Source organism: uncultured Algoriphagus sp., assembly GCF_963974365.1.
In the GTDB taxonomy this organism is placed as follows: Bacteria; Bacteroidota; Bacteroidia; order Cytophagales; family Cyclobacteriaceae; genus Algoriphagus.
The window spans coordinates 24073-36272 of sequence record NZ_CAXBBX010000008.1; the positions used below are offsets into that span (position 1 = coordinate 24073).

General features: G+C 41.2%; 7 protein-coding genes. 3 read left to right on the top strand and 4 right to left on the bottom strand.

Annotated features, from left to right (window positions below; translation table 11 throughout):
• Window positions 1-22 precede the first annotated feature (22 nt).
• The 4 genes from AACZ87_RS11750 to AACZ87_RS11765 form a co-directional block, all read right to left on the bottom strand.
• On the bottom strand, window positions 23-1411 hold the full coding sequence (locus AACZ87_RS11750; protein ID WP_339867369.1) for a sulfatase-like hydrolase/transferase: 1389 nt from the start codon (window positions 1409-1411) through the stop codon (window positions 23-25).
• A gap of 163 nt (window positions 1412-1574) precedes the next feature.
• Window positions 1575-2882, bottom strand: a complete 1308-nt coding sequence (locus AACZ87_RS11755) for a sulfatase-like hydrolase/transferase (RefSeq protein WP_339867370.1) — start codon at window positions 2880-2882, stop codon at window positions 1575-1577.
• Between the two features lie 63 nt (window positions 2883-2945).
• Entirely contained in the window at window positions 2946-4661 is a 1716-nt protein-coding gene (locus AACZ87_RS11760; protein WP_339867371.1) for a RagB/SusD family nutrient uptake outer membrane protein, read from the bottom strand.
• A gap of 16 nt (window positions 4662-4677) precedes the next feature.
• On the bottom strand, window positions 4678-8010 hold the full coding sequence (locus AACZ87_RS11765) for a TonB-dependent receptor (protein WP_339867372.1): 3333 nt from the start codon (window positions 8008-8010) through the stop codon (window positions 4678-4680).
• Window positions 8011-8397: 387 nt separating this feature from the next.
• On the opposite strand from AACZ87_RS11765, the gene AACZ87_RS11770 reads away from it, so the two are divergent.
• The 3 genes from AACZ87_RS11770 to AACZ87_RS11780 all read left to right on the top strand — a co-directional run bounded on the left by AACZ87_RS11770 (window position 8398) and on the right by AACZ87_RS11780 (window position 11957).
• Entirely contained in the window at window positions 8398-9222 is an 825-nt protein-coding gene (locus AACZ87_RS11770) for an alpha/beta hydrolase family protein (protein ID WP_339867374.1), read from the top strand.
• Between the two features lie 49 nt (window positions 9223-9271).
• On the top strand, window positions 9272-10171 hold the full coding sequence (locus tag AACZ87_RS11775) for a sugar phosphate isomerase/epimerase (protein ID WP_339867375.1): 900 nt from the start codon (window positions 9272-9274) through the stop codon (window positions 10169-10171).
• 244 nt (window positions 10172-10415) lie between these two features.
• Window positions 10416-11957: a M20/M25/M40 family metallo-hydrolase gene (locus AACZ87_RS11780; RefSeq protein WP_339867376.1), complete on the top strand. Its 1542-nt coding sequence runs from the start codon at window positions 10416-10418 to the stop codon at window positions 11955-11957.
• Window positions 11958-12200: the final 243 nt, after the last annotated feature.

Genomic DNA, 12200 nt, shown 5'->3' on the forward strand with positions numbered 1-12200 from the left:
AAGCTTAATTAAATTTTTTCACCTACAGCTGAGGCATGGTTGCATACCAAGAAGTGACTTCACGGACTAGTCTTTTTGTAATATCCGAATTTGCGTCAGCTAGGTTTGTTGTTTCTCCTGGATCTTTTACCATGTCGTAGAGTTCTGGTCGCCTGCCGTCGTAGTCGCAAAGCAGTTTCCATTTTCCATCTCGTACAGCGAGATCCGGAAGATTTTCGATTCCATAATAGTTCTTTCGATCAGGAGGACGGCTATAGAAAATAGGTGCCTGACGGGAATCCTTAGACTTTCCAAGGATAGTTTTAATGACATTTTCCCCATCCGAGAGGCTAGTTTTCGGACTTTTGGTAAAAGCCAAAAGTGAAGGTGTAAAATCAATGGCAGAAAATACGGATTCCTTATTTCGGCTACCTACCGCACTTTTATCGATAAATCCAGGTCCCCACACTATTAGCGAAGAGCGAATTCCTCCTTCGTAAAGATGAGTTTTATAGCCTTTCAAGTTGCCTGCTTTTCCAGCTCCTAATTCCGGGCCATTGTCAGAGCAAAGAAGGATCAAGGTATTTTCCTTTAACTCCTCATTAGCCTGAATGTACTCAAAAAGCTTTCCCATTTGCTGATCCATCGCCTCCAATACCGCCAAATACAACGCTCTTTTGCCAGCTTCCTTTGCCAATCCATACTCTTCAAATGGTGGCCAAAATGGGCTATGAACGTCGTCTGGCCATATATTCACATAGAATGGCTTTCCTTCTCCACTCGCTTCTTCAATAAAGTCCAATGCAGCATCCACAAATCCCGTGGTGATCTCAGAACGCTGCACCCAAGTATACCCCTCACCCAAAATCTCAGCATCTTGCCAGATCTTCCCTACTTTTCCTGTCTCGTCTTTGGTCATGGGAAGGAGCTTTGGTCCCATTCCTTCGAAATTTGTTAAAGACTTATCAAATCCATAATCAGTGATCGGCGGAGCATCAGTGACGTCCCGCTGTCCACCCATATGCCATTTGCCAAAATGGCCGGTAGAATAGCCCGCTAACTGAAGATTTCTTGCCAGCATAGGTGCTGAAGGATCCAGCCAATTCGCCATTCCTCTAGCGTTATTGTTCTTTTCATGATCCAGATAAGAGGTAATATTCCAGCGCTGCGGATAGGTGCCAGTAGAAATTGCCACCCGTGAAGGTGAACAAATTGGAGAATTGACGTAAAACTGCTCGAAAGAAATTCCCTCACTGGCCATCTTATCAATATTCGGAGTTTGGGCATCCGTATTTCCAAAGGAAGACAAATCTGCCCAGCCCATATCGTCAATGAAAATCAGGATAATATTGGGCTCTTTATCCTTAGTTTGTGCTTCAACCGAAGCATAAAACGCTAAGAATAAGACAGTAAAAGCAAGTAATTTCTTCATCAGGTGAGATCGAATAAAATCTAGAAAAGGAAAGCCTCCTAAAAGGCTAAAGTCCAGACTAATTTAAAATTTAGGTTCTAGGGAAACAATCTGATTCCAGATTTGCAGAACAATTACTTTATAAAAGGCGAACTGAATTTCTTTGAAGCCCGCAATTCCTTGGCTATTTCATTTTTTCATATCCCTTTATTACTCGCTCGAATGATGAGACCTTCTTTCTCGCTTTTTTTGACAGACTCGATTTCTCAAGGATACTTTGCTCAAGTGGATCTTCTTGAAGTGAGTATATTCTACCGTCTGCATAGAGCTTCCAATCGGCGTTTTGAACGTAAATAGCATTTTCAAATTTCCCCCAGTTTGGAGCATAATAGCAATAAATCCAATCCCGTTTCTTAGTGTTATCTCCCAAAAGCTGGGAATAAAAGCTCAATCCATCAGATTGAATAGCAGATGAGTTCTGGTAATTGACTGTTTCCAAAAGTGTAGGCAAAAAGTCAGAGAAGTCTATCAGGTTGTCATTTATGCTTTCCGGCTTGATTTTCCCTTTCCAGTTTGCAATAAAAGGAACATGCGTGCCAGCAGTAGTAGTATAACCTTTGTCTCCTTTGATGGAAGTCCCAAGTTGAGAGCTGGTCACTTTTCTATCTGTACCATTATCTCCCACGAAGAGTATCAAAGTATTTTCTCGGATGCCGAGCTCTTCGGTTTTCGCTACGATTGAACCAACCAACTTGTCCATGTAGTTCACCATTTCTCCGAAGTAAATCGGGTCATTGATTTTGGATTTGGAATCAAAGTCTTCAAAATCTGGATTTGATGGAGTTGGTACAAATGGGTCATGAGTGATGGCCATCGGATAATAGATGAAGAATGGCTCTTCCTTATTTTTCTCCATGAAAAGGTTAACCTGCTCGGTAAAAAGATCCGGTCCATACTTACCCGTATAGGTTTGGGTGCCTGAATTTGAGCTAATCAGAGGATCTTTGTATCTGCTGCCAAGCTCTTTGATTTGCCACAAAAAATACTCGTCAAATCCGGCTTCTTCAGGAAGCGACCCTATTTTTCCGCCTGCCAACTCTTGCTGATTTTCATTTCCATAAAGCTGCCATTTGCCAGCAATGAAGGTTTTATATCCAGCTTCTTTCAAATAATCAGCGAATGTAAGTTCGTTAGGATCCAGCAATCCAAAGCCTATGTAATTTCTGAAATTGTATTTGCCTGTCATGATTTGCACTCGGGATGGAGTACATAGCGGCATGGAATAGGTCTGCGTGAAGTTCATTCCTTCTGCTGCCAGCCTATCCAGATTGGGCGTGGAATAATCATCAGATCCATTAATTCCCAATGTTTCAAAACCCAAGTCATCAGCCATGATCAGGATGATATTTGGCTGCTTAGTTTGAGCTTCAGTTTTAGTTACTGTTGAAAATAGAAGAAGGATCGGAACATGGAGTAGAATTAATTTCATCATATGAGTATTTTCATAAGCTTAAAAATAAAAAAGGAGAAGCGAAATGCTTCTCCTTTAGTCAAATTACCAATTTGGATTTTGAGTTAGATTTGGATTAAGTGTGAGCTCATCGGTTGGAATGGAAATGAGATAATCTCTATTTTCTTTGAAACCGTATCCATTTGGCATTTCGGTTTGAAAGTAATCCACTAAACCATCCTCATTGACTTTCACGCTGAGCGTCGGGAATTCCGACTGCTCAAATGGGTATCCTAGAGGTCGCTGACCTTTGAATAATCCATGTGCTGCCCATCTTCTATAGTCATCTACTCGCTGACCTTCCAGCGCAAGTTCTACTCTACGTTCATTTCTGATCGCATAAAGTGCATCATCTATTGCGTATCCATAATCTAGTAAGCTCGAACCATATTCTGATTGAGGAATCACTTCAAAATCAGGCATTCCTGCGCGACTTCTAATCATATTCAACTCAGTCAATGCTATTTCTTGATTCAATTCATATTTAGCTTCTGCATAATTCAAAAGTACTTCCGCATATCTAAAGTAAATCCTACCAGTTTGACTGTATCCACCGAAATCTGCACCTGCTCCAGAAGAATATGGATTAGAGAATTTTTTCACCTGAAAGCCTGTAGCAGCAAGCTCCTCAGATCCACCATCTAGAAATGGCTTACTAAATAGCTGATTAGAACTCCCCACTCTAAGGTCTCCTGGAGCCCAGACTGTAGCGTGTAATCTAGGATCGACATCTTTGACTATTTGGGTTAGAAACGCATTTCCTTTAGCTGACTCCGCAAGGTCCATGTAGTCGTATGGCTTGCCATCTTTTCCTAGATAGGAACTAATCAACGACCAGGTGAGTGACATATCGCGCGTTCTGCGCGTAGTATAAAACTGCAATTCATGTCCGAGTTGCTCAGCTGTACTAGCAATTCTGTAAAACAACACTTCATCGACGTTGGACATATTATCCAATCCAAAAAGTGTGTAATAATCAACTTCCGGCTGGCCAGTATTCAATAAGCCAACGGTATAGCCCCCGCTCATTAGCTCTTCGGATGCCGAAATTACTTCTAGGAAATACTTATCCGGATCTGCTCCATCCGTACCAAATGCAGTACCGGCGTGATACTTCTGCCAGGTTCCTTCATAGAGTGCCACTTGAGCTTTGAATGCTAGTGCAGTTTCTTTATTAAGTCTTGAATTTCCGACTTGTTGTCTAGTGCCAAGGTATTGGAAAGCATTGTCTAACTCAGAAATAATAAAATCCGCTACCTCAGTTCGAGGCGCACGAGGGTCAAGTAGTGCCTCATCGCCAGGAAATAGCTGATGATCGTAGATGGGCAGATCTCCATAGTCTTTGTACAATTCGTAATAGAACCAAGCTCTGAAGAAATGTGCCTCTCCTAAGAATTGGCCATAGGAGCTGATATCATCTTGCACATTTTCAAGGTTATCAAATAGGATGTTAATACTTCTAACGTTTGACCACTCGTTGGTCCATTGTCCGTTTCGAGGAGCTCGAGTACCATTTATCACCGCGTTCGGAGTAGCCACGATTAGGTTGTCAGAGTTATTCTCCGATAGAGGCTGATTTGCGCTTCCATGACGTGGGAAAATATCGTAATATTTTTTTACGTAATTCTCAATATCATTGCTAGTTCTGAAGTACTCATTGACTGAGATCTGATCTTCAGGAGGATTTTCTATAAACTCATCACATGCCATAGTGATAAAGAGTAGTAAAGAAAAGGATAGTATATATTGTAGTTTTTTCATGTCTATTGTGGTTTTATTAATTGGTGATTTTCAACCCGAATGAAAAAATCCGGTCTGCACCATATGTTTTACCCACACCGTAACTTCCGCCTACGGCTACTGGATCTATTCCGTCTGGTAAGCTTGAGAAAGTGAATAGGTTTTCTCCTGAGAAATAAACTCGAAGGTTACTAATCTTCATTTTATCCAACAATGGCCTAGGGAAGGAATATCCCAGTTGCACATTTTGAATCCTCATATAAGCACCACTTTGAAGGTATCTGGTACTCGTAATTCTATTCTTATCATTCTGACCGTTATTGATATATGGACGAGGGAAATAGGCATCGGTATTGAAGTTGGCTTCCCCTTCTACAAGACCTGTATACGTATCACCGACTTGATCTCTGAAGTAATCTAAATGGTAATCTGTAAGAGTCGATTGATTGCCTGTTCTAAAGCCCCAGAACATATTTTCTCCTGACCCAAACCAAAGATCTCGCCGAGCTACTCCTCTCACCAACAATGAAAAGTCAAAACCTTTGTAAGCAGCGCTAAGGTTCAAGCCATATTGGAAGTGTGGTGTACTGTTTCCTATTATGTGAAGATCTCCTGAATCATCTAGCGTATTGGATCCGTTATCCACTTTACCATCTCCATTGGTATCAAGATACTTTACATCACCTGTATTCCATGCTAATCCTGTCAGGTCTGAAAGATCAACTTGAGAAGTATAGGTGTCAATTTCTTCTTGCGTCTGGTAAAGACCATCTGCAGAATATCCCCAGATCTCGCCTTGTTCACGTCCCTCATACCAGGTGGACAACACTCCTTCTGGATTTGAATATTTAGTAACTACTGCTTTACTATCGTAAATATTGAAACCTACATTATAAGTGAAGCCGCTGTTAGTGGTATGACCATAGTTGATAGAAGATTCCCACCCTCTGGCTCTCAGAGTAGCATTGTTGGTTTGCGGCACCGCAGAACCTAATACTCCAGGCGCAGGCTGAACTGGCCCAATCATATCGTAGGTAGTTCTTTCAAAATAATCAAAGACAACTTTCAAACGATTATCCAAAAAGGACATGTCTGCTCCTATATCCAGCGTTCTTGCTGTCTCCCAAGTAAGACTATTACTTACTAGTGAAGGAGTACCTGCAAATCCAATAGGTCTACTTCCACCTTGTTCAAAAATCCAGTTGACTGCATTACCGGAAAGAGGGATAAGTAACAGATCCAGGTAAGGATCAACATTCTGATTTCCTAGCTCACCCCAGGATCCACGTACTTTGAATTTGTTCACTACTGGCTGAATAGACTCCCAAAAATTCTCTTTATCCAAATTCCAGCCTACTGAGAATGATGGGAAAAAACCCCATTTGTTTCCCTCCTTAAATCTAGATGTTCCATCATACCTTGCATTGGCTTCAAAAAGGTACTTTTCATCAAAGTTGTAGTTGAATCTGCCAAAGTAACCTTGCGTACTGTAGGTGAGTAAGCCTTCCGTCATCTGGATTTCTCCATCAGAAGTATTCAATGACGGTACATCCTGCACTAGGATGTTTGTTCTGTATCCAGATAGGTTTCTAAGTTTAGTTCTTTCAAACTGAGTACCAGCCAAAACCTTAAAATTGTTTTTTTCTCCAGCTTTAAATTCGTAGGATGTAAAGATGTTTGTAGTCCAATAAATATTGGAATAGTGTGTCGCACGGTAATTACTTGGTACGGTATTACCGCTAGGAATTACAGTTTGGTCGACCAGATGATCATATACGGTCAATTCTTTACTTTGATAGAATTGATCCACATTTCTAAATGCAAAATCACCATGAACAGTTAATCCTTCGATTGGTCTAAAATCAGAAGAGAAATTTTGCCAATTTTCAGTAGTTTCAGTTCTATCCGTCCCCGCATCATTTACCCAAGGAATTTTGGATTGGATCATGATATTTCCATAGCCATCGTAAAGTGCGTTAGTAGGCATTGTACGAGCAATCTGGTGGAATATCAGATCATAAGAACCTTGACGATCCATGTTTGGTAACTCACGTATTTGCTTTGAAAATCGAGGCTGATAGGTGAAGTCCCAGTTTTTAGTGATTGACGTAGTGATTTTACCCATGACATTGTAGCGGTCAAAGGTATCTGTACCATAATTCAGCACCCCGTTCTGACCAAATAGGCCAGCGGAGAAATAATAAGCTGTTTTGTCGTTTCCTCCAGATAGAGTCAAGTCATGCTTTTGAATAAATCCAGTACCATAGTACTCATCAAACCAGTCTCTATTTGAATTTCCAAATTGATTGAACCCCCATTGATTCTGGTTGTTTAGATTCGGAGTAGTTTCAAAATAAGTCGCATCCTGTGGGAAATTGGGACGGCTTCTGAGAAATTCGTAATCTCCAGCCTGGTAGGCAATGATATTGTCAACAATCTCATCTCTGAAAAATCTACCACCAGCTCCTGCTACCCCAGCTTCATTAATAGCCTTTGCAAATGTCAACGAGTTAACCATACTTGGAAGGTTTTGAGGAGTAGCCACGGAGACATTTCCTGAGTAACTTACCCGCAAGTCTTGGTTTTTACCAGATTTAGTAGTGATTACAATTACACCGTAAGGTGCTCTGGCTCCATATATTGCTGAAGCTGCAGCATCTTTCAAAATAGAAATTGACTCGATATCATCCGGATTTAGGCGGTTCATATCACCTGGAATACCATCAATTACTATATAAGGTTGGCCACCACCATTCAGGGATCCCATCCCACGAATTTGAACGCCCAAGTTAGCACCTGGCTGAAAACCGTTATTTCCCACACTGAAAGTAAGACCAGGGGAAGTACCCTGAAGCAACTGTGATACAGAAGGTGAAGGCCGGCTTTCTATCATTTTTCCATCTACCACGTCAATAGCACCAGTCAGGTTAGTTGCTTTTTGTGTACCGTATCCCACAATTACTACTTCAGATAATGATTGCGCATCTTCAGTCATAGTGATATTTATCACATTTGAATTGCCTATCACTACAGTTTGAGTGGCATATCCGATAAAAGAGAATTGTAAAGTAGCTCCTTCATCAGCTGAAATGGTATAATTCCCATCTCCATCAGTCACAGTTCCTCTCGTGGTGCCCTGAACGGTGACAGTGGCTCCAGGAAGAGGATACCCCTCTGCATCTACTATTTTACCTGTGATGGTCACCACTGCCTCACCGGAATTTAGCTTCTTATTCATGTCAAAGCTGTTTGCTTCTGATACAGATAATTCGGTTAAAGTCTCAGAATTGGCCGAGAATGAAATTAAGCCAATAATAATTACTAAGATCTTCGATCGAAAAACCCAATCTTTGAGTATAATTTTCGTCATTTTGATGTGGTTTGTTAAAATTTTTTAAAAAGGTGGGGCTTTAACTTGAATTTTACCAAGCGGATTATATCAAATTCACTTATCGGTTATAAATGGCTATATACTTATACGATCGGTAATTGAAAATTGGGCCAAAGTCCTAATTAAAATATATAATGCTGAATATTAATCAGTTAATTACTACATCCCCCTGATACCGATTAAACAGAAATAGGACTTAAATACAGATTTGTTACTATTTCAACTTAAAATAGTTACTTTCCTTCTTAGTTCTTATGACACATTTTGCTCTTGCTAAGGAAAAATTAAGCTCTTGAGATTTGAGTGTACAACTCTTTAGAATCCTCACCATATTTACCTTACTTATAACCTAAAATAACCGTAGTAATGAAATCCAAGTACTCTTTTCTATTAGGCTTCCTCGGTTTCTTCATAGTCTCATTTCATACGCTGGCAAGTGTAGACACCGTCGCGACTTACAGTGCTTCCATGCAAAAAGAAATCAACGCTGTAGTGATCACGCCAAAAAATTACCACGCATCCAAGGATTATCCAGTGGTCTACCTGCTTCATGGCTATTCAGGAAACTATAAGAATTGGATCGAAAAAGTCCCTCAAATAGAAAGCCTTGCAGATTTATACGATCTGATTATCGTAACACCCGATGGTAATTTTGGAAGCTGGTACTGGGACAGTCCAGAAGTGGAAGACTCAAAATATGAGACTTACGTGAGCGAGGAATTAGTGGAGTTTATTGACCAAAAGTATAGCACCATCCCAAGTCGTGAAGGACGGGCAATCACGGGTTTAAGTATGGGAGGTCATGGTGCACTTTACCTTTCTTTTCGTCATCAAGACACTTATGGAACAGCTGGAAGCTTAAGCGGAGGAGTAGATATTGGTCCATTTCCAGAAAACTGGGAAATGAAAAAATACTTAGGGACCAAAGCAGAAAACCCTGAGCGCTGGGAAGAATATTCTGTGATGTACCAAAGCAATCGTCTGATTCCAAACAAATTAAAAATAATCATCAGCTGTGGTACAGAAGATTTCTTCTACGATGTCAATGTGAAGCTCCACGAAAAACTAGCCTATAATAATATCCCCCATACCTTTACGACAGGTCCCGGGGGCCATACCTGGGAATATTGGGCTGATGCAGTACAATACCAATTGCTGTTTTTTCATAACTATTTTGAGCAAGCAAAATAGCCTATCTTCCTACTTAGTTTTTCACCAATAAACCTAATATTCTCATTCAATGATTAACCGCCGTGATTTCATAAAGCAAACCGGACTTGCCATATCTGCAGCAAGTTTTGGACTAGCTGGATTCAATTCCCCTAAGGCTAAAGATTACAAAATGGGGCTGCAACTTTTTACGATCAGAGCTCCCATGGCAGAAGATCCAAAACTAGCTTTAAAAACAATTGCTGGATTTGGCTATCAGGACACCGAAACATATGGTTATGATGGAGAAAATCAGAAATTCTATGGAATGCCGGCTACTGATTTCAAGAAGGTTTTGGAAGATAATTCTCTGGTAAGCACCTCTGGTCACTACGATTTTATCAAGTATTTCAACGGGTCATCCGAGGACTTAATGAAATATACAGATCAAAGCATAGAAGGAGCTCATGCGCTAAATCAAAAGTATATTACCTGGCCATGGCTAGATCCAGAGTCCCGCTCCATTGAAAAATTCAAGATCTTAGCTGATAAGCTGAATTTGATTGGAGAAAGAGTGAACAAAGCCGGACTTGGCTTTGCCTATCATAATCATGATTTTGAGTTTATTGACCATAACGGTGAAATAGGCTATGACATCATTTTGCAAAATACAGATCCAGAGCTAGTCAAACTTCAGATCGACCTGTATTGGGTCGCACATAGCTCTCCACTAACTGCCCAGGAACTTTTCATGAAAGCTCCAGGAAGATTTGTCATGTGGCATATCAAAGACATGGATAAAGGTTCGAGAGACTATACCGAAATGGGGAATGGATCAATTGATTACACCAAAATTCTCCCAGATGCTACCCTCTCCGGAATGGAATACTACTACATTGAGCAAGGAGGGAATTTCGCGCAAAACCCTATTCAAAGTGTAAAAGAAAACGCTACCTATTTTAAGAAGAATCTGATTAACTTATTTGCTTAGGGGTCATCCCAAACATTTCCCCCTTTATACAGAAAAACAGTCAGAAGCTAAGGGCTCAATCACTAGGACAAGCACATCTCTGCACGCCCACAAATCCACCAACGGTGCGGAAATCACGTTACTAAGCGATAATTTTAAAAATAAAATAGCCAACTATGAAAGAGAGCAGGATCAATCCTACACAGATTGAGCTGTTTATATCATATAAGATTCAGCGCGACCAAAGCAAACCAAATATATACACATGAAAAAGAGATACTTAGTAGGACTGGGCTTGATGCTGCTTCTAGGCAGCAATGTCCAAGCACAAGATGAGGTGATTGAAAAGATCATCAAAGAGGAAACGGAAAACTCCCAACTCAAGCAAATCGGTCACGAATTGATGGACGGTATCGGCCCAAGATTGGTAGGTTCACCTCAAATGCAAAAAGCGCACGATTGGGCAGTAGCAAAATACAAAGGCTGGGGCATAGAAGCTCGCAATGAGAAGTGGGGCGAATGGAGAGGCTGGGAAAGAGGAATTACCCACATCGATATGGTGGCTCCTTGGACAAAATCCTTGGCAGGGCAGCAATTGGCTTGGAGTCCATCTTCTCCAAAAGGTGGCGCTCAAGGTGAAGTAGTAGTAATACCAGAACTGGCAGATGAAGCGGCTTTCAAAGCATGGCTTCCTTCTGTAAAAGGCAAATATGTAATGATCTCCGCTCCGCAGGTGACAGGCCGTCCTGATTACAACTGGGAGGAATTCGCTACTGAAGAATCTTTCGAGAAAATGAAAGAAGAACGCACTGAATCTAATACAGCTTGGAACCAGAGACTTCAAAAAACAGGTCAAGGCAGAAGAGAATTACCTATCGCACTTGAAGATGCAGGGGCACTAGGTATCATCACTTCTTACTGGTCTCAAGGTTTCGGAGCAAACAAAATCTTCTCCGCATCAACTAAAAAAGTACCTACTGTAGATCTTTCTTTGGAGGATTATGGCTTGCTTTTCAGATTGGCTGAAGGTGGCGAAAAACCAATGATCAACCTTAATGCGCAATCTAAAGAAAACGGCATGGTTCCGACTTTCAACACAATTGCTGAAATCAAAGGAACTGAGAAGCCGGACGAATATGTGATGCTTTCTGCACACTTTGACTCATGGGATGGCGGTACTGGTGCTACGGATAACGGAACTGGTACAATCATGATGATGGAAGTGATGCGAGTATTGAAAGAAGTCTATCCAAACCCTAAGCGTACAATCTTGGTAGGTCACTGGGGTTCTGAAGAGCAGGGACTGAACGGTTCTAGAGCTTTCGTTGAAGACCACCCTGAGATGATGCCTAAAATCCAGGCGCTTTTCAACCAGGATAACGGAACCGGTCGTGTGGCCAACGTATCTGGACAAGGCTTCATTCATAGCTATGAGTATTTGGGTAGATGGATGTCCAAAGTACCTCGCGAGATCACCAGAGATGTGGAAACTACTTTTCCTGGCAATCCAGGCGGTGGCGGATCTGACTACGCTTCCTTCGTGGCAGCTGGTGTTCCGGCATTTTCATTGAGCTCTTTGAACTGGTCTTATTTCAATTACACTTGGCACACCAATTTAGATACCTATGATAAAATTGTGTTTGATGACGTTCAGAATAACGTGATCATGGCAGCTATCATGGTTTATATGGCGAGCGAAGAGGACGATATGGTATCCAGAGAAGTACGTGTACCACTCGGAAGAGGTGGTGAGCCGGCAGAATGGCCAGCAGTAAGATCTCCTACTAGAAAAGGTGGAGTAGAATAGTATTAACCTCTTATCTATATTTTTAAAGCCACGGGAAACTGTGGCTTTTTTGTTTTTATTTAAATAGGAGGGCACAATCGACACCCTCTCTCCCACATAGAGAATTAGGTTAAAGCCCAAATCACTTAGCTTAAGTAAGAATACTCTAAAATAAAATCATAAAAACCTGCCGTCCAGAATTCGCGGCAAAAGCAATCCTATTTAAATGCCGCACCCTCGAAATTAAGCTCTGTCAACTCTGCG

Bases quoted from the DNA above. Each gene is read 5' to 3' on its own strand.
- AACZ87_RS11750 (WP_339867369.1), bottom strand. From the start codon at position 1,411: ATGAAGAAATTACTTGCTTTTACTGTCTTATTCTTAGCGTTTTATGCT.
- AACZ87_RS11770 (WP_339867374.1), top strand. From the start codon at position 8,398: ATGAAATCCAAGTACTCTTTTCTATTAGGCTTCCTCGGTTTCTTCATA.
- AACZ87_RS11765 (WP_339867372.1), bottom strand. From the start codon at position 8,010: ATGACGAAAATTATACTCAAAGATTGGGTTTTTCGATCGAAGATCTTA.
- AACZ87_RS11775 (WP_339867375.1), top strand. From the start codon at position 9,272: ATGATTAACCGCCGTGATTTCATAAAGCAAACCGGACTTGCCATATCT.
- AACZ87_RS11760 (WP_339867371.1), bottom strand. From the start codon at position 4,661: ATGAAAAAACTACAATATATACTATCCTTTTCTTTACTACTCTTTATC.
- AACZ87_RS11780 (WP_339867376.1), top strand. From the start codon at position 10,416: ATGAAAAAGAGATACTTAGTAGGACTGGGCTTGATGCTGCTTCTAGGC.
- AACZ87_RS11755 (WP_339867370.1), bottom strand. From the start codon at position 2,882: ATGATGAAATTAATTCTACTCCATGTTCCGATCCTTCTTCTATTTTCA.